Below are 18,696 nucleotides of genomic sequence, written 5' to 3'. Positions count from 1 at the left end.
AGCTCCCTTTGGGGGTGCAGAAGATTGGCTTTTTTCATGAAATGAGCAGGGATCGGCCTGAAAGGGGGAGAAGTAGTAGGTCTTGCGAATGAGCAAGGCTACCCCATGAGAGACAAGGAGAGAATTTACGAACATGAACAGCATACGAATCGGCCGAATCGGGCTCGCCGCCGTCTTGCTCACCACCTTGGTGGCGGGAACATCCTTCACGACTCCGAAGCAGGCCGAAGCCGCATCCGATGTCCGTTATGAAACGAAGACGGTGTCGGCCAACGGCAAGTCTCTGTCGCTGCAATATTCCGTGATCAACGTAAAGAGCCCTTATCTGCGGGTGATGTCCGTAACCGCCAAAGATGGCATCGGACATGACGAGAGCTTGAGCTCGATCGTGAAGAGGACAGGAGCCACGGTTGCGGTGAACGGGACCTTTTTTGACGCGTATACGAGCAATTCGGCGGAGCGGTATCCCAATGGACTTCTGCTGAACGCCGGGGAGACCACGTTCTCCGGAGTCAACCAATCGCTGGTCATTCCGATGAGCAAGGCTCCGGATATTCGCAAGCTGAGCCTCAAGGTGCAGATGTCGATCTCCAATGCAGAAAACAAGTCCTATACGTTCTCGCCTTGGAGCGTTAATCGATACTACGGAACGAAAAATACGGAGCAATCGGTGCTGTTTACGCGCTCCTTCGGAACCCAGATCACCTTCCCTGGAGTGAAGGCGATCATCAAGGGCGGGAAAATCATGAGTGTTACAGAGGGAACGGCAGCCATTCCGGCTGACGGGCAAGTGCTGCTCGTCGGAAAGTCAGACATGAACAAGCGGAACATTCTTCCCTCTGTCAAAGCGGGTAGCCTCGTATCCGTTACCCATACCGTGATGGACCTCGACGCGGGCACAACTTACGACACGACGGATTTTGAAGCGGCCGTGGGTGTTGGGCCGAAGCTCATCACGAATGGCAAAATCGATGTCGATCCGGCGCGAGACGGCTTCCAGGATCCGAAGATCACCTCGAATGCCGGCGCGCGCAGCTTTGCCGGGGTCGATGCCAAAGGACAGCTCGTTCTGGGGGTATCCTCGGCCGCCACGATGAAAGACCTGGCTGCAGGCCTTCTCAAGCTGGGGCTGACCGAGGCGATGAACCTGGACGGAGGTGCAAGCTCCGGTCTCTATGCAGAGGGAGCGATGAAGCGAACCCCCGGGCGGCAGCTGAGCAATGCTATCGTGGTGAAGCGCTACGCCAAGCCTCAGGTGCAAGTATTCGTCAACGGCAAGATCATCAATGAAATCTACGGGTACGTCGAAAAGGACATCACGATGGTACCGCTGCGGGGGATTTTTGAACGGCTTGGTGCGACCATGCAATGGAACACCGCAGGAACCGTGCTGACCGTGCAAAAAGGCAGCACCCGTGTTGTGCTGACGCTGAACAGCAAACAGGCGACCGTAAACGGCAAAGCCGTCCAGTTGGACGCTTCCCCGGTGGTGAGCGATGGAAGGACCTTTGTTCCGCTTCGCTTCGCCGTTACTGCGCTGGGCGGCAAGGTCGTCTGGGACAACAAGCTGTACCGGGCCTCCATTACCACTCCGTAAGCAACGGTTTTATTAGGCTCTGCAATCGATAGGTGAGGAACGGGGAGGCTGAGGAGTGCATGCAGCTTCCCCGCTTTTTTTCGCGGGGACTGCAGGGGAGGCCTTGTTGGCAGCGTCCATTTGAGCGAGAGGGGGAGAGAGAGATCGAAGATGAAGCGATCGTGGCAGCGATCTTGAGCGGGGAGACGGAAGCCTTTCGTCTACTGGTCGAGCGCTACCGCATGTACCTCTATCATGTCGCTCTCTCCGTCGTTCGCAACCCGAAGGATGCGGAGGATGTGACGCAGGAGGCTTTCCTCAAAATCTACTCCGCTCTCCCCGGTTATCGGCAGCAGGGCTTTAAGACGTGGATTACTCGCATTGCGACGAACAAGGCGATCGATCATGCCCGAAAGATGCGACGAAGACCGGAGCAGGTGAGTGACGAACCGGAGCTTCTGGAAGGACAGCCGGAATCCTCTTCCCCCTCTCAAGAGGATCGGCTGCTTGCCAAGGAGCAACGGGAACGGCTGCAGGAGCGGCTCGGGGAATTGCCGGCTAATTACCGGGACGTGATTGTGGCGTATTATTTTGAAGAGAAGAGCTATCAAGAAATTGCGGTTATGCAGCAGGTCGAACTAAAGACGGTGGAATCGAAGCTGTACCGGGCCCGGCAGTGGATTCGCCGACATTGGAAGGAGGAGGAGTTCCGATGATTCATTACTCGCGTGATTCATGGAGGAGCTACCAGGAGAATTTGGTAACCGAGCAAGAGCGCTTCCTTATGGAAAATCATCTGGAAACCTGTGACGAGTGTCTTGCAGTGTATCTCGAAGCCCTCCATCCGACCTCGCTTCAGCCGGTGGAGAGCGGGGAGGGTTCCATCCACCTCCATTCCTGGACCGATTCCATCATGGAAGCCGTCCAACAGCTTCCTGCATGGGAGCAGTTGGATTCCTCCGTGCAAAACCTTACCCACATCCGAACGAAAGAACGATGGTACGAGCGCAAGCTGTTCCATTATGGCATCGCCGCAGCGATGACCCTCGCCATCCTCTCGACCGGTATCCTGGACGAGATGAACAAGTATTTGCATCGCCAAGGCCCTCCGCTTCCCGTCAAGCAGGAGATATCCGTATCCGACCAACTGATGAAGAGAACGAACCAGCTCTTCGATTCCATACAGCCAACGAAAAATGGAGGAACCCGCCGTGTACCCTAACCCGATTGTCGCTTTTCTGCTTTCGTTTATCCCCGGACTCGGGCATTATTACCTCAACCGGAAGGCCCGGGCGTTCTTCTATGCGGCGGGATTCTTCGGCGCCTTGTGCCTCGCGGTGCTGGCGGGGCTTAATGACACGGACGATGTCGCCATTTTGCTCGCTCTCGGCGCTTTTGGCATCTGGGGCATCAACCTGCTCGATGTTCTGTTCTACCTGCTGTCCCCGCGGCGTCATGAACGGGATCGAATGAACGAGGCGTACGGGACCCCTCCTCATTCCTATGCTTCGTCCTATTCCCCTTATGGAGAACAAGGTCCTTCCTCTCCTTCGTACGGCGGGAATCCTTACGGACAGCCAGGCCCTTCAACAGCCTCCGGCTCCGCCAACCGGCGCAGCCCGGAGCAAGCGCAGAACGAGCGCTTTTACACCATTCTCTTGTCCTTCGTTCCGGGCCTCGGCCACTTTCAGCTGGGTCTCATGCAGCGGGGGCTAACGTTCCTCGTAGCCTTTTTCGGCCTGTTCGCGCTGGTGGCGTTCGTCACGTTTACGACGCGGGTGGATGGCTTCCTGACGTTCCTGCTCGGCCTGCCGATCATTTGGCTGTATGGCATGTTCGATGCGGTGCAGATGGTGACGCGAAAGCAACGGGGAGAAGTCGTAGAGGATCGTTCTCTGTTCGAGGACCTGGAGATGTCGCGTGAGGATGGCAAGCGGAGCAAGATGGTAGCCACCCTGCTGTCCATTCTGCCGGGGGCCGGACACATGTACCTCGGCATGCAGGTGCGAGGCTTTCAGCTGATGGCCGGCTTCCTGATTTCCCTCTATGTGATGGATACGCTTCGGATAACGTTGTTTCTCATTCTGATCCCGCTTATCTGGTTTTACGCGCTGTTTGATGCGCTTCAAGCCATCTCCAAGTATGGGCGGGAGCCGCTCGTTGATAAGCCGATCATCGAAGGGCTGCTGCTGCACAAAAAGTGGTTCGGCGCCATCCTGCTCGGCTTTGGGTGCTATTACCTGCTCCTGTATCTGGGCTTGGATGTGATCGATTCCATCGTAGGCAACCGCAACTTCTCCATCTGGTTCTATCGGTACTTCCAGTCCTTCTTTGTTTCCATGCTGCTCATTGGGGGAGGAATTCGCCTGCTCTTTGGCGAGCGGAAGGGAAAAGGAAAATAAAGGGTTGCTCCACGTGAAACATCGCAGGGGCTAATGACGAAAAAACGTGCCCCCGTTTCGCTGAAAAGGGAGGATTTCCACCAGGTGATGGGCGGAAACCTCGCTTCAGGCGAAGGGAAGCACGTTTTTTAGGTTATTCGGGTTGGATGGGGAGTTTACGCCAGAAAGTCGAGGATCACACGAGCCAGCTCGTTCGGTGCTTCCAGCATGCTCATGTGGCCTGTGCCTTCCAGCTCGCGACAGACGACCCCTTCCCGCTGTACCGAGAAGGTTCGCTCCACAGGAACGAGACCATCCTGGGAACCCGCGACCAGAAGCACGGGAAGGCTCGTCCCGGCTAGCACGGAATTGCGGTCGATGCGAAGCTTCATGCCCTCCTGAGAGGCAATCGCTGCTGCGGGGGAGGTGCCTTTTCCAATCTGCTTCGCCTCCTGGAGGGCGTCAGCCTTGGTCGTGATGCTGTCCGGGGCGAACAGCTTGGGGACGAGTCCGTCCACGAAGGCCGCAAGGCCCTCCGTTCGAATCGTCGCGATGCCCTTGTCACGTCCTGCACGGCCTTCCTCGCTATCCGGATAAGCCGTGGAATGGATGAGACCGAAGCCGCCAAGCAGGCCTTCATGGAGCTCAGCCAGCGCCAGGGTGACATAGCCGCCGAGCGAGTGCCCCAGCACGACGGGATGATCCAGCTCCAGCCGGCGGATGAGGGCGGCGATATCCTCTGCGAAAGCCTCCATCCGGTAGACGAGCTCATCCGGCGCTTCCGATTCCCCGTGGCCGCGCAGATCAGGCGCAATCACCCGGAAGTGTGGAGCCAGCAGGGGGATGACCTCCTGCCAGTAAGCGGAGCTTCCGCAGAAGCCGTGCAGCAGCACGAGCGGACGGCCCTCTCCTTCGTCGAGGTAGGCGAAACGATGACCTTGTACGATCCGGTTCTTCATCGGCATACGATCCTCATCCTTTCCCTAGAGCGAGTTTTCCAACCCGATCTTTCGATTGAAATTGTCGAGATGACTCAACCCTCAAATGGCTCGTCTTCCGGCGCTTTCACCTGCTATTCGACTTCTTGGCAGTAGGACTAGCGTTCCACGCGAACCGGCTTGCCAGTCCTAGCGGATTCGTTGGCAGCGAGCGTCAGCTTGAACGTTTGAAGCGAGTCGGCGTAATCGGAGCGAATGAGCGAGCGATCGCCGGTGTGGAGCGCGTGAAGGAACGCTTCGCTCTCTCGGCGCAGAGGCTGATCATGGAAGCGAAGCTCGGTCCGCTTGTCCCGTTCGGCTCGTGTGAGTCGGTCGCCGCGAAGCTCGATGACGCCTTGATCGGTGTAGAGGTCGAGGCCGGCTTTGTGCTCCAGCGGCAGCAGACAGGTGTTGGAGATCGTGGCGACTGCCCCGCTCTCCAGCTTGAAGGTGACCGACCCGACGTCGTAGACCGTCGTGCCCTCGACCTGCTCATGCATAACCCGCTGGCTGTAGGCCGCGTAAACTTCGTTTGCTTCTCCGCACAGGTGGCGGAGGAGGTCGACGATGTGCGTGGTCTGCTCGACGAATTGGCCGCCGGAGCGTGCATAATCGATCCACCAGGCAGCACGGGGCATCGAGCCCATCCAGTAGCCGTGCACAAGGCCGATGGCGGCCCCTTCCAGCTCGCGTCGGGCGGCATCGACCGATTCATGATAACGCCAGTGGTAGCCAACAGAGGTGAGGAGTCCGCTTGCTTCCACTCGAGCGGCAATCTTGGCGGGCAGCTCCCAGGACTGGGCCAGCGGCTTTTCCACAAGGAAGGGGATGCCGCGCTCCACCAATGCTTCCTCGACCCCCTCGTGGGCGTCTGGAGGGACGCAGATGTAGACGGCGTCCAGCGGACCGGCGTCCAGCATGTCACTCACGCTCCGATAGGCGTGAGCATTCGACCACTGGCCGGCCGCCTTCTCGGCGCTCTGAAAGCTGCCGCTGACGAAAGCCGTGACGTCGGCTCCACCGATGCGGGAGAGATGGGTTAGATGGTCGCGAGCAATTCCGCCGGTGCCGACGAAACCGATGCGCAGGGTCATGGGTCCAGCTCCTTTCTAGTCTTGGCAATCCCCTTCCTCTTCATAAGGTCCGGGTCCCCAAATTATAGCATGAATGCGCAATCCCTTCATTTCTTGGACCTTCGCAATCTCCATTTGGGATCCCGGCGACGAGAGGAAGAGCTGGTCAGTGGAAAGGGCTGTGAGGAATTGCAAGGAAGGCCCCATCGGCCGATGGTATACTGGGCAAAAACACAGGTGGGGAGTGTTGGCGGTGAACGATAGCGAACGAAAAAAGAGATGGCGAGCGGACAAGCTGAAGCAGCTCGGCTCCTCGATCTTCGCGGAAGTGAGCGGATGGAAGGCGGAGGCTAGAAGAAAGGGATCGGATGTGATCGATCTGAGCATCGGCAGCCCGGATCTCGGGCCGACCGAAGCCATTCGGCGGTCACTTGCGGAGAGCGTCCTGCGGCCGGATCGCTATGCGTACCCGGGGGCTTCGGGCAGCCTCGCCTTCCGCCAGGCAGCGGCGGACTGGATGCAGCATCGGTTCGGCGTTGTGCTTGATCCCCGGGAAGAGCTCGTGTCGCTGATGGGCTCGCAGGATGGGTTGTCTCATCTCGCCCAAGCGATCTGCAACCCGGGCGACCTCGCCATTGTTCCCAACCCCGGCTACCCGATCTACACGGGAGCGCTCGCCATCGCCGGGGTTCGGAGCTGGCTCCTGCCGCTCCGGGAGGAGAACGGCTTCCTGCCCGACCTTGCGGCGATCCCGGAGGAGGTCTGGCAGGAGGCTACGTTCCTTCTGCTGAACATTCCGGGAAATCCTGCTTCCGCTCGCGCGGATCTCGGCTTCTTCGAACAGCTTCTGGCCTATGCGAAGCGGTATGGGGTGCTGATCGTGCATGACCTCGCCTACTCGGAAATGGGGTTCGACGGCTATCGCCCGATCAGCATCCTCCAGGCGGAGGGGGCGCTGGAGCAGGCGGTGGAATTCCACTCCTTCTCCAAGAGCTTCAACATGGCCGGCTGCCGCATCGGCTTCCTGGCAGGGAACCGCGTGGCGGTAGCCGCTCTCCGCGAGTTGAAGGAGAACATCGACTTCGGCGTCTTCCATCCGATTCAAGAGGCCGCCATCACGGCATTGCGGCACGCTATCCGAGCAGATGAGGGGGCTTCCTCATCCGCTCAGGCGGGCGCAGGCGGAGTTGCCGGGCTCTATGAGCAACGGCGCGATGCCTTCGTAGAAGCGCTCGCCCGAGAGGGCTGGGCGGTACCGAAGCCGGCGGCCACCATGTTCGTCTGGACGAGGCTGCCGGAGGGCTTCCGCGAGCAGAGCTCCCGGGAGTTTGCCCGCGGCTTGCTCGCCGAGACCGGAGTGGCTGTCATCCCGGGAGACGCCTTCGGCTCGGAGGGAGAAGGCTATGTCCGCATCGCCCTCGTGGAAGAAGAAGAGCGGCTTCTGGAAGCCGCAAAGCGAATGGGACGCTATCTGCATCTGCGGGGGAGAGAGGCCTCAGCAAGCGAATGAGGCTTCGTCCGGTTCACTCAAAAAGGCGGTCCGGGCAGGAGTACAACCTGCACCAAACCGCCTTTCCTTTCCTTGAACCAAGCCCGAATGCCGATCCTTACTCCGTTGCCTGCTGCAGCTGTTCGATTTCCCGGAGCCAGAGCGTCGCAGAAGCGTCGCTCGGCATGCGCCAATCCCCGCGAGGGGAGAGGCTGACTGTCCCGACCTTCGGACCGTCCGGGAGACACGAGCGCTTGAACTGCTGGGTGAAGAAGCGGGTGTAGAACACCTTCAGCCAGCCGACGAGCTGCTCCCGCGCATAGCCCTTGCCGAAGGCTTCCTGCGCGAGGTAGAGAATCTTCGACGGCCCGGCTCCGGTCCGCAGCATGTGGTACAGGAAGAAGTCGTGCACCACATAGGGGCCCAGAATGTCCTCGGTGAGCTGCACGATTTCACCTGTGGGCGAGGGCGGCAGCAGCTCGGGACTGATGCCGGTGTCGATGATGCTGAGCAGGTACTTCCGTGCGGTCTCGTCGGCTTCGTGATCAGCGTACCATTTCACTACATACTGAATGAGCGTCTTCGGAATACCGCCATTTACCCCGTACATGGACATATGATCGCCATTGTAGGTGCACCAGCCGAGCGCCAGCTCGGACAGGTCGCCGGTGCCGACGACGATGCCGCCGTTCTTGTTGGCGAGGTCCATGAGAATCTGCGTACGCTCGCGAGCTTGTACGTTCTCATAGGTCAAATCATGAACCTCAGGATCATGCCCGATATCAGCAAAGTGCTGCAGGCAGGATGCCTTGATGTCAACGACCTTCAGCGATGCGCCCAGGGCGCCGATGAGTCCGACCGCGTTGTCGTAGGTGCGGCTCGTCGTGCCAAAGCCGGGCATGGTAACGGCCAGCACGTCGCTCGCCGGACGGCCAAGCCGCTCCATGGCACGGACAGCCACGAGGAACGCGAGCGTGGAATCGAGCCCGCCGCTGATGCCGATGACGAGCTGTTTGACGCCGATGTGGCGAACCCGCTTCATGAGGCCCGACGTCTGGATCGCGAGAATTTCCTCGCATCGCTCATCGCGGAGCGCAGGGTTACTCGGGACGAATGGGCTCGGGTCGACCTTCCTTGCTAACGGGCGCTCGGTGGGCAGGGCAGCGCCGGGATCACGGAAGCGGATGGTTCGGTAGCCGCGTCCTCCCTTGCCTGCGCGGAACGTACCCATGATCCGCCGCGAATGCTGAAGGCGGGGGATATCCACGTCTGCGAAGATGAGGCGAGTCTCATGCGTGAAGCGCTCGGACTCCGCAAGGAGCCCGCCGTTCTCGGCGATGATCGAGTGGCCGCCGAAGACGAGATCGGTCGACGATTCGCCAGCGTTGCACGCAGCGTAGACGTAGGCGGCGACGCAGGCAGCCGACTGGCTCGTCACCAGCTGCCGCCGGTAATCGGCTTTCCCGACCAGCTCGTTGCTTGCCGAAGGGTTGAACAGAAGCACCGCCCCCGCTTGGGCCAGCAGGCTGCTCGGGGGGACGGGAACCCACAGGTCCTCGCAAATCTCCACGCCGAAGACGAGGTTGTCGTTCTCCTCGGAGACAAACAGCAGATCGGCCCCCACCGGGATATCGGCAACGCCGATTCGCACGGTGGAGGCTTCCAGCTCCTCGGCTTCTGCAAACCAGCGCGGCTCGTAAAATTCGCTATAGCCGGGAATGCACGACTTGGGCACGAGCCCAAGGATGCCTCCGTTCTGCAGCACAGCCGCGCAGTTGAACAGACGCCCCTTGATGTCGACCGGCAAGCCGACGATCACGATCAGGCTTTTGCCAGCCGTTCCGGCGGTGATCGTCTGGAGGGCTTCCAGCGCGCCCACGAGCAACTGGCGCTGAAGAAACAGATCCGCGCAGGTATATCCGGTGATGCACAGCTCCGGGAGGACGAGGTACTCGACCTGCTCCCGTTCGGCTTCCTCGATCGCTTCGAGGATTTTGACGGCATTGTATTGACAATCGGCTACGCGCAGCTCCGGCGATGCGGCGGCTACGCGGGCAAATCCATGCTTGTCCAACGTGATCACCTGTCCTTGTTGTAGTCCCTGTATTCCATATCTTCTCATTGTACCCCAAGACAGGGGGGATGTAACAGTCCGTCACCCCTGTTCGGGTTTGGTCCACGATCCCTTTCTAAAGGAGCGAAGTTGATATGAAAACAACAGTACCTAAACGCTCGGAGTCCTCAAAGTCATCGAGCCCATCAACCGGTTGGACGATGCTGCTGGGGTGTATGTTTGTTGTCTATGCATTGGTCGTGATTCGAATCATCCTGTTCAAAGGGGCTCCGTTGTACAACCTGTTTGTCGGGGCAGGCATGGGGACAAGAGAGGTTAGTCTCATCCCGTTCGCCTCTACCATCGAGTTATTTACTCAACAACTCGGAATGGGCGGCTCCTTGAAAACATAGTGGGCAACCTCGTTTTGTTTGTCCCGCTCGGTATTCTGTTCCCTCTTCTATGGCGAACCGACGGTAAAAGGACCGTGCTGATTGGCGCCGTCATAAGTGTAAGCTTTGAGGTTTTGCAGTATGCATTTGCCTGGGGTTCCAGCGATATCGATGACGTTCTCTACAATACCTTGGGCACGCTGATCGGCTGGCTGGTTTTCCGCTTCGGGGCAGCTCGTTTGAGCGATCCGACACTGTTGAAAAAGGTCTTTTCCCTTCTTCTGCTCCTGGTGGGCACGGTCGGTCTTGCGGTGTTGTTTTATACAAACTCCAGCTTGTTTCAGATCACTCCGAAGAGGGTGATCGTGGAGAACGGAGAGCTTCTGAAGCCAGTGGAACATCAAGCGGCCTATGCGGCGGGGCACGTGAAGAAGCTGGACGATACAACCATAGAGCTGGAGAAATCCATTCAGCAGGCGGGCGAGGCCCGACAGCTCGTGAAGCTGACGCTGACCGAAAACACGACCCTGCTGCGGGAGCTTCAGACGATCTCGATGTTTCTGGGTACCATCACCAAGGAGGTCATTCGGTATGAGCCGCTCTCCTATGCCGACTTCACCCAAATGCGGGACTCGCTCGCGGGACAAAATGTCAAAGTGTGGAGCCATGATGGGAAAACGGCGGATGTTGTTTTGTTTCAGCAGCTGACGATGGACTAGAGAGCCCGACGAGGCCATGCCGAGAGCAAACGAACATTTGCTTTCGAGATGGCCTCTTTTTTGCGGAGTAGAGGAAATGAAGCACAACCCCGTGGTGCTCATCGAAGACTGGACGGTGCGCAATCGCGGAACTGCCGGAACACGCGGTTGAAGGTTCGCACGTTGGTAAAGCCGCATTCCAACGCAATCTCCAGGATGGTCTTGTCCGTTGCAAGAATCATCTCCTCCGCTTTGTTCACCCGGATGTTGTTCAGGTAGGAGAGACAGCTCATGCCCGTGGTGCTTTTGAAAAAGCGAGAGAAGTGAAACACGCTCATGTTGGCCTGGCGAGCGAGATCCTCCAGCGTAATGGAACTGTTGTAATGAGTGTCCAGGTAATCCAGCGCGTGCTGCATTGCTTTTCGACTTGTGCCGAGTCGTTTTTCTCTGCGGGGATCGAGCGGCTCGCTGGCTACATGCCGTAGAAGGGTGCCGCATAGCTCGTGAAGCAGCCCGGTCACGATCATCTCATAATGCGGCGGCATCTCGGCAGACTCTTGCCGAATGCGGGGAAATAGCTTTGCTGCGGTGGCCGACAGCTCGCCTGCTGGCGAATCGGGCGGCTGCCCGGCTGCTTCGAGAAAAGGAGAGGTGATCCGGACATCCTTGGGCCACCCTCCCGGAAAGCCGATGAGCCGAGGGTTGAAGATGATGAGAACTAATTCCGAGTCCATGCCTTGGCTGTCGTAGTAATGAATATCTCCGCTGCTGCATACGGCGAGGTCGCCGGCCTGGAGGATACGGGTCTCCGCATTGATCCCAATTCGAATCGAGCCTTCGGTTACATAGATCAGTTCGACGTCATTATGCCAATGAGCCAGAAAGACGAAATTGCGCAGCCGAATGGTACTGAGCGGCAGCGGGGACGAATAGGAACGGTGCTCGTGATAGGCTTTCACGGGTTAGGAGGTCTCCTTCCTCTTCATGGCCTAGATAATAGCAAAAAATGACCAGTGGGGCAACGAAAATGGCGAGAGGAAAACCAGGTTTATCGCTTACAATTTCCTTAGATCAGATCAAGTTCTGGCTGCATGGAGCGTTTCGTAGAGCGGGAGACCGCACGCTCGGATGCCGTCACGAAGGAGAAGGAGCAGAGGGATATGGCCAAACAGGCTTTGATCGTAAGAGGCGGATGGGACGGGCATGAGCCGGTTCAAGTGTCGGAGGTATTCTCCGCAGTGCTTGGCGCGGAGGGCTTTGAGGTTGAGATCTCCGACACGCTGGACAGCTTCAAGGACGAGGAGAAGCTGAAGAGCCTGAGCTTGATTGTTCCGGTATGGACCATGGGAGAAATTACGGACGAGCAGCTTCAGCCCGTTCTGCGGGCAGTGGAATCGGGCGTGGGGATTGCCGGGTGTCACGGGGGAATGTGCGATGCGTTCCGCAGCTCGGTGGAATGGCAATTTATGACCGGGTCTCAGTGGGTGGCCCACCCGTTCAACGATGGTGTTGAGTATGTGGTCAACATCGTATCGGGCAGCTCAAGCCCGATTGTCGAAGGCATTCGCGACTTCCAAGTTAAGTCAGAGCAGTATTACCTGCACGTTGATCCTGCTGCGAATGTACTTGCGACCACCACGTTCGTGGTGAGCGAAGGCCCGCATTCGGCGAACGGCGAGATCGTCATGCCCGTGGTCTACACCAAACGGTGGGGGCTGGGCCGCGTCTTCTACAACGCCCTCGGGCATCACGCGGATATCTTCGATATCCCGGAAGCGAAGGAATTGATGCGCCGGGGCTTTTTGTGGGCGGCGAAGTAAAGGCGAAGCGGCTATGAAAAGGGCATGAAGATCAAGGAGAAAGGCGGAGAGGGCTTGAGCAAAATCAAAGTAGGCATCATCGGCTGCGGGAACATAAGCGGTATTTATTTGGAGAACCTGACGGGCTTGTTTGCCAACACGGAGGTCTACGCCTGTGCAGATGCCTTGCAGGAAAGAGCGGCAGCAGCGGCAGCGAAATACGGCATTCCTCATGTTTGGCAGGTGGAGGAGCTGCTCGCTTCCGACGAGATTCAGATCGTCCTCAACCTGACTACCCCTGCCTCGCATTATGAGCTGTGCAAGCGGGCGCTGCTTGCCGGTAAGCACGTCTACACGGAGAAGCCGCTCGCCCTGGTACCCGAGCACGGACAGGAGCTGGTGACCCTCGCCAGGGAAAAGGGGCTGCTGCTCGGATGCGCGCCGGACACGTTCCTGGGCGGCGGGCTGCAGACGTGCCGCAAGCTGATCGACGACGGCTTTATCGGGGATCCGGTCGCGGCAACCGCCTTCATGGTCTGCCATGGGCACGAGGGCTGGCATCCCGACCCGGCCTTCTATTATGAAGCGGGCGGGGGCCCGATGTTCGATATGGGGCCGTATTATTTGACAGCTCTGCTCACGCTCATGGGGCCGGTGAAGACGGTGGCCGGGATGACGAGCACGCCGTTCCCCAAGCGAACCATCACCAGCGCACCGAAATATGGCCAGACCATCGATGTCCAGGTTCCGACGCATGTGGCCGGAACGCTGCAATTCGCAAGCGGGGCCGTCGCGACGATGATCATGAGCTTTGACATCTGGAGCAGCACGCTCCCTCGAATCGAAATCTACGGCACCCGGGGAACGCTGATCGTACCCGATCCGAACACCTTCGGCGGCCCCGTTCTCTTTCAACCGGCGGGGGGAGCCGGCTTCACGGAGATCCCGCTGTTGTATGGCTATGCCGCCAACAGCCGAGGAATCGGCGTCTCCGATCTGGCGGACAGCCTCCTGACGGGAGAGAAGCCTCGTGCAGGCGGCGACCTGGCGAACCATGTGCTGGAGATCATGCAAGCCTTTCATACGAGCTCCGACTCGAAGCGTTATGTGGAGCTGGTTACGTCCTGCGAGCGGCCGAGACCGCTGCCGCAAGGCTTGATTCCAGGCCATCTTCATCAGCCCTGATCGTGTTCTTGGCCGCGGAAAAGACACTGGTGCAGGGCAAGACTTCGATATCCTGCTGGGTATTGATGATATGCATTCAGGATTCATCCCTAGAAATAGAAAGAGACCCCTCGTTGGTGAGGGGTCTCAATTTTTTTAGGTCATATCTATAGTTGATTGATCCTGTTTTGCAAGTTTCCATATCAAGAAACGATGTTCTTGATGGGGAAGGCTATCATATAGCTAAAATGGCAATAGGTCAAGAGATTCTGCGAAAAAGAGTAGGGTAGAGAGCATCCTCCCATTAAAGGTAACACTTAAAGAATACAGAGTAACAAAATCACCTAAATACCGATTTCCTTTTTCTAGAAGGGTAAGCTAAGGTATTTACATTACTAAATAAATACGAGGAGTTTTTGTTATGGATCAATCTCCACATCGACTTCATAAAGACTTATTGATCATCAAGAAAGTTGATTTGCAGTACCTTCTATACTTACCTAAAGACTACCTCTCATCCAGCGAGAAATGGCCAGTCATACTATTTCTACATGGACGAGACCAACGAGGGGAAGATACGGATCTTCTAAAGATTCGAGCCCTTCCTCAGCTTATAGAAGGTGGTGAAGATTTTCCGTTTCTCGTAATCGCACCTCAATGCCCAAATTATTATATTTGGCCGTTCGTATTTGATGGACTTATTGCAATCGTTGACGAAGTGATTTCAAACTATTCGGTTGATGAAAATAGAATCTATCTGACGGGTCTTAGTATGGGGGGATTCGCAACTTGGGATTTGGCAATGGAGTACCCAAGGAAATTTGCAGCGATAGCGCCAGTATGTGGCGCTGGTTCTAAGGAAAGAGTGGAAACGTTGAAACATGTCCCTGTTTGGGCGTTCCATGGTGCGGAAGATGATGTTGTTCCCCTTGAAGAAGCCAGAGAAGTCGTCGATGCTCTACAAAGCATTGGAGGAAACGCCCACATGACGGTCTACCCGGATGGAAACCATGATGCGTGGACAGAAACTTATCAAAACCCTGGTTTGTACGAATGGTTTCTTAAAAACAGTCTGTGACAGCAAGAGCTTTCACTGGGTATAAGGGATTCAATGAGCGCGACGCCACAAGCTGTTCCGGTGCGGGTGTCTTGAACCCGATCGGATCGTTGCAAAACAATAAAAGCCCCAGGAACCGAATTCCTCGGGCTTTTCGTATGGAAATTTTTACAAAGACCTTATTCAACATCATACCAAATCGCCAAGAAACAGTCTATACTTTTTCCAAAAAATTTCCTATATTGATCAAGCAATATTTCAGTAGAAGGAGAGTGAAGTATGGACGGATGGAGTCATTTATTAGAAGGGAAATTAGGGGGTTGGGTAGAAAAGATATTTGGAAGGGGTTATCACCCGGAAGAGGCCGTACAGCTGCGCGGCGGAGCACAGAAGGTCGTTTATTTGGTTCGTTGTTCGAACGGCTTTCGTTTTATTCTGTATGTTTGGGACTTGCAGTTGAACTATTTTCGGGAAGAGCTGGAACAGGAGGAGCGATCGGAACCCATAGGTTACGGGGGGAAACCCTTTCAAACGGTTAACGCCTGTCTGAGGGACCTTCAGGTACGTACACCGGAACTCTACCACTTTGAACCGGGAGGCCTTTAGGGCGAGGCAGATTTCGCATTTGTCGAGTACATTGATGGAAAAGAAGCCTCGGACTTCTTTCAAGCGGATCCCGAAATTCAAGATCAAGTATTCCAGCCTCTTGCCGAGATGCTGAACAGAATGCATCAACAAGCCAGGGCAAACTGGGGAACGCTGCATGAACCAATACCGGATGCATCTTCCGGGTGCCATTTACCTATATTGGCAGGGGATCTCCAGAAACTGGATTATTTGTCCGCCAATATTTCGAAATTCCAGAATCATCACGACAAGTTTATTCAAGTCATAGAAGATTTGGCTGCAAAAATCGTTACCAGATCGTGTTACGGCTTCATCCGTGCGGAGCTGGGACCTAATCATGTTCTGGTGGACAAATGGAGTTCCGGTTCGACAACTACAAGCACTACTTGAAGCATAGTCAACTGAACCCCAATCGGATGGCCTTCTATAAGTTGTATCATCATCTTTCTTACAGTGCAGGTCCCCACAGGCTGCTGCAAAGAGGATATCCAGACGCAGAGTTGGTTGAACAAATCATGGCGTAAAATATGCAGTGTGCCTTTCGGATTCTTGCCGATCATTTCTAAATGAAACTAGATTTTAGGTGAATCTTACCAGCGAAGGGGTCTTAGCGTGTTTAAACTCATCATGTCGCGTTTGCTTACCTGTGTCCTTATCACATCGATCGCCCTGCCTGCGGCGACAGTCAATGCCGCTTCGGTAACAGCTGTTGCTGCCTCCTCTCAGGCCGAGGAAGGAAGCATCACCATTCTCGTGATCAATCCGGATAGCAGGCAGCCTGTTCCGGGTCTTCATCTGTACATCGACGGCAAGGATGTTGGCACAACGGATAAGAACGGGACCGTCTTCCTCGATCACCTGAAGCTGGGCCATTATGAGGTGGAGCTTCGGCTCGCAGGTGCAGCCAGCGGGACCATGAACGGGTTCTACGTTACGGGAAAAGAGAGTCAAACCGAGCTGTGGTATTCCGGCCCGACCCCCTCCCAGTCTACGACTTCCTCCGGATCCCGCTTTCAGCAGACCGTCGTCAACGTTGCTCCTTCTCTTCCAACCGCTGCTCGGGATACGAAGATTACCGTATCCTTCGACAGCTCGATTCCTGCTTCGACCCAAGCCTATATCAAAAAGCTGGCGGCGGAGCTTGATCCTGCCGTTCGAAGCTATCTGGGCGCTCCCATCAAGAGCGGCAACCTCATGCTGAAGTACGCCGCAGGCTCCCATACCACCATCAGCCAGGACAAGGCCGTGATGACCTTCGGCAAGCTGCCCGATGGAACCAAGGGAACCGACAAGGCATGGGACGAAATCTTCCTGGTCAATTACATACACAAGTTCCTGGATGGCGGGAGCATTCCGATTCCCGGTATCCGTTATACGGAGAACCTGGCCCACTCCATTAAGGAGCTGGTGGCGGAGTCCATCACAGCCAAAGGAACCCGGACCATTGCGTACCGCGGCATCAATTATTACCTGGCGGCCTATCCGGCTTTCCAGAGCCTGAAGCCTGAGCTTGTGCTGAACACAGGGAATACCAACGATACCGCTTCCGCTTTTAAAAGTGACAACTTCCTGCTCACGAACAATGCCTATGACAAGCTGAATTCGTTCACGATTGAATATGCGAAGGCTGTTTGGCTAAAGCTGGCCTACGCTCGTTACCTGGAATCCGGTCAGTGGGATTTCTTCTACCAGTTGAAAGAGCAGTTGGTGCAAAAGAAGCCGCAGGACAGGGCTGGGTTTGAGGCGATCATTACGAGCCTTGTGCCTGTCGTAGCGGGTAAGACGGCTGTGGAATGGATGAGCGAACAAGCCTTGTTCCGCGGAAGCATCCCGAACAAGCTTGCCGTCAGCCTGTTTGTGGCGGATGGAGATTCCTTCAACGTGACAGGCCGCAATAACCCGGATATGCTCTATCCCTTTGTGATCAGCCGTACACCGGGAGAGATCATCCATACGGATGTAAAGGTTACGGTGAAGAACAGCAAAGGCAATGTGATTCTCAACCAGACGGGTAAGAGCGGGTACTCCGACAATGGAAAAACCGGCATTCGCCTTCCCCAGGACAAGCTGACTCCCGGAACCTATACGGCAACAGCAGAAGCGACCTATCAAGGAACCACCGTGAAAGACACACAGACGTTCACGGTTTATTCCGCAGACAACACGGACGGGTATTGGCTTAACCTGCAAGCAACAGATACAAGCCGGAACACGAAGGTAACCGTCACCTATGATGCTTCGATTCCCGCTGCCAGCAAGAGCTATATCGACCTTCTGATGAAGGACATCGATCCGGTCATCCGGCAGATTGCCGGGGCTCCGCAAGCCGATAATCGCCTTGTAGTGAAGTATGATCCCAAGGGATTGGCTGGAATGGACAGCAACATGACGGTGTTGAACCTCGTCAATCTACCGAAAGCCGGAAGCAAGACAGATGCGAACTTCGACTCCTTCTTCTTCATTGAGTATTATCACATGTTCCACAAAGGAACGACGATCCCCATTGCGAACGCACGGTACACCGAGAACATCAGCCAAGCCATGAAGATCGTCATCTCCCATACTCTGAAACAGAATGGCATCCGCGATACCAACGTACAGTCGATTCCGTACTATCTCCACTTGAACAAAGTGCTGGAGAACCTGGGACCGGGGGTTCTGATCAACCTGGGCCGTACCAACGGTAATGCCGGAAGCGGAAATCTCGATGTGCGTACAGAGTGGAAGGATACCTCCGCCTATATGATGGGCATGAACGTATTCACTCTGGAGTACGGCCCGACGCCTTGGCTCGTTCTGGCGGATGCTTACTTCAAACGCAATGGCGATTATGGCTTCTTCCGAGAGCTGCAAAACGAGTTGGCGAAGAAGGCTCCGGCTTCTGCCGCAGAGTTCTACACGCTCATCGATTCTCTTGTCCCTGCCAAGATCGAGGGCAAGAAAGCTTCTGACTGGCTGAAGGGCACGGCGTTGTTCCAAGAGGTGCCGAAAGAAACAACGTTCGTAAAGCCGCTGCCCATTCAGGGAACCAGCCGCCTGATCTATGGCATGGATAACCCGGATGCCATTCTTCCGTTCGCGGTATCCCGCAAAGGAGCTGCCGAGATTATCGAGCAGGACTATACGGTATCCGTTGTGAACGAGAAGGGCAAGATCGTGTTCACCCAAAAGGGGAAGCCGGCGCTGGACGGGGACATGGGCTTGCCCAAGGCCGTGAAGCTGCCGAAGCTAGCCGTCGGCAAGTACAAGGCCGTGCTGGCTGTTGTCGTGGACGGGAAGACGATCACCGGAGAGCAGGCTTTTGCGGTAACACAGTAAACCGATCTACGTGTGGAGGACAGGAAACGAAAAAGGCTGCAATCCTTGGATCGGGATAAAACCAGGGATGCAGCCTTTATCATCTATGGATC

General features: G+C 56.2%; 16 protein-coding genes. 12 read left to right on the top strand and 4 right to left on the bottom strand.

The window, feature by feature from the left end:
- Nucleotides 1–133: 133 nt before the first annotated feature.
- From AAFN83_RS21870 to AAFN83_RS21855, 4 genes are read left to right on the top strand one after another with little or no spacing between them, the layout of a single operon-like run.
- Entirely contained in the window at nt 134–1,597 is a 1,464-nt protein-coding gene (locus AAFN83_RS21870; protein ID WP_347773359.1) for a stalk domain-containing protein, read from the top strand.
- A 59-nt stretch (nt 1,598–1,656) separates the two neighbouring features.
- Entirely contained in the window at nt 1,657–2,292 is a 636-nt protein-coding gene (locus tag AAFN83_RS21865) for an RNA polymerase sigma factor (protein ID WP_347773357.1), read from the top strand.
- On the top strand, nt 2,289–2,798 hold the full coding sequence (locus AAFN83_RS21860; RefSeq protein ID WP_347773355.1) for a hypothetical protein: 510 nt from the start codon (nt 2,289–2,291) through the stop codon (nt 2,796–2,798). The genes AAFN83_RS21865 and AAFN83_RS21860 overlap by 4 nt, the downstream gene beginning before the upstream one ends.
- Nucleotides 2,788–3,978, top strand: coding sequence for a hypothetical protein (locus AAFN83_RS21855; protein ID WP_347773353.1), 1,191 nt, complete (start codon nt 2,788–2,790; stop codon nt 3,976–3,978). Before AAFN83_RS21860 ends, AAFN83_RS21855 begins: the two co-directional genes overlap by 11 nt.
- A 155-nt stretch (nt 3,979–4,133) precedes the next feature.
- On the opposite strand, the gene AAFN83_RS21850 is transcribed toward AAFN83_RS21855, so the two are convergent.
- Complete coding sequence (locus AAFN83_RS21850; RefSeq protein WP_347773351.1) at nt 4,134–4,922, bottom strand: alpha/beta fold hydrolase; 789 nt, start codon at nt 4,920–4,922, stop codon at nt 4,134–4,136.
- Nucleotides 4,923–5,053: 131 nt separating this feature from the next.
- Complete coding sequence (locus AAFN83_RS21845) at nt 5,054–6,028, bottom strand: Gfo/Idh/MocA family protein (protein WP_347773350.1); 975 nt, start codon at nt 6,026–6,028, stop codon at nt 5,054–5,056.
- Nucleotides 6,029–6,254: 226 nt separating this feature from the next.
- On the opposite strand from AAFN83_RS21845, the gene AAFN83_RS21840 reads away from it, so the two are divergent.
- Nucleotides 6,255–7,517, top strand: a complete 1,263-nt coding sequence (locus AAFN83_RS21840; RefSeq protein WP_347773348.1) for an aminotransferase class I/II-fold pyridoxal phosphate-dependent enzyme — start codon at nt 6,255–6,257, stop codon at nt 7,515–7,517.
- A 97-nt stretch (nt 7,518–7,614) separates the two neighbouring features.
- Here AAFN83_RS21840 and AAFN83_RS21835 read toward each other — a convergent pair whose 3' ends face one another.
- Nucleotides 7,615–9,570, bottom strand: coding sequence for an NAD(+) synthase (locus AAFN83_RS21835; RefSeq protein ID WP_347773346.1), 1,956 nt, complete (start codon nt 9,568–9,570; stop codon nt 7,615–7,617).
- Between the two features lie 134 nt (nt 9,571–9,704).
- On the opposite strand from AAFN83_RS21835, the gene AAFN83_RS21830 reads away from it, so the two are divergent.
- Together AAFN83_RS21830 and AAFN83_RS21825 are read left to right on the top strand one after the other, a co-directional pair.
- Nucleotides 9,705–9,962: a hypothetical protein gene (locus AAFN83_RS21830; protein ID WP_347773344.1), complete on the top strand. Its 258-nt coding sequence runs from the start codon at nt 9,705–9,707 to the stop codon at nt 9,960–9,962.
- The gene (locus AAFN83_RS21825; RefSeq protein ID WP_347773342.1) at nt 9,962–10,660 is read left to right on the top strand and encodes a VanZ family protein; all 699 of its coding nucleotides are present in this window, start codon (nt 9,962–9,964) and stop codon (nt 10,658–10,660) included. The genes AAFN83_RS21830 and AAFN83_RS21825 overlap by 1 nt, the downstream gene beginning before the upstream one ends.
- A 98-nt stretch (nt 10,661–10,758) precedes the next feature.
- On the opposite strand, the gene AAFN83_RS21820 is transcribed toward AAFN83_RS21825, so the two are convergent.
- Nucleotides 10,759–11,598: an AraC family transcriptional regulator gene (locus AAFN83_RS21820; protein ID WP_347773340.1), complete on the bottom strand. Its 840-nt coding sequence runs from the start codon at nt 11,596–11,598 to the stop codon at nt 10,759–10,761.
- 201 nt (nt 11,599–11,799) lie between these two features.
- Here AAFN83_RS21820 and AAFN83_RS21815 point away from each other — a divergent pair, with 201 nt between their 5' ends.
- From AAFN83_RS21815 to AAFN83_RS21795, 5 genes are all read left to right on the top strand, one after another.
- Nucleotides 11,800–12,459 carry a ThuA domain-containing protein gene (locus AAFN83_RS21815; RefSeq protein ID WP_347773388.1) on the top strand — a complete coding sequence of 220 codons (660 nt, stop codon included), beginning with the start codon at nt 11,800–11,802 and terminating at the stop codon, nt 12,457–12,459.
- Between the two features lie 54 nt (nt 12,460–12,513).
- Nucleotides 12,514–13,623: a Gfo/Idh/MocA family protein gene (locus AAFN83_RS21810; RefSeq protein ID WP_347773338.1), complete on the top strand. Its 1,110-nt coding sequence runs from the start codon at nt 12,514–12,516 to the stop codon at nt 13,621–13,623.
- A gap of 400 nt (nt 13,624–14,023) precedes the next feature.
- Complete coding sequence (locus AAFN83_RS21805; protein WP_347773336.1) at nt 14,024–14,680, top strand: carboxylesterase family protein; 657 nt, start codon at nt 14,024–14,026, stop codon at nt 14,678–14,680.
- Nucleotides 14,681–14,938: 258 nt separating this feature from the next.
- Nucleotides 14,939–15,265 (top strand): hypothetical protein, encoded by a 327-nt coding sequence (locus AAFN83_RS21800; RefSeq protein ID WP_347773334.1) that lies wholly within the window; start codon nt 14,939–14,941, stop codon nt 15,263–15,265.
- Between the two features lie 633 nt (nt 15,266–15,898).
- Nucleotides 15,899–18,604 carry a flagellar hook assembly protein FlgD gene (locus tag AAFN83_RS21795; RefSeq protein WP_347773332.1) on the top strand — a complete coding sequence of 902 codons (2,706 nt, stop codon included), beginning with the start codon at nt 15,899–15,901 and terminating at the stop codon, nt 18,602–18,604.
- Nucleotides 18,605–18,696: the final 92 nt, after the last annotated feature.

Origin of the sequence: Gorillibacterium sp. CAU 1737 (assembly GCF_039888655.1) — a bacterium.
Lineage (GTDB): Bacteria > Bacillota > Bacilli > Paenibacillales > NBRC-103111 > Gorillibacterium.
Note: the sequence above shows the minus strand (reverse complement) of the source record. Positions and strands in the feature narration are given on the sequence as shown.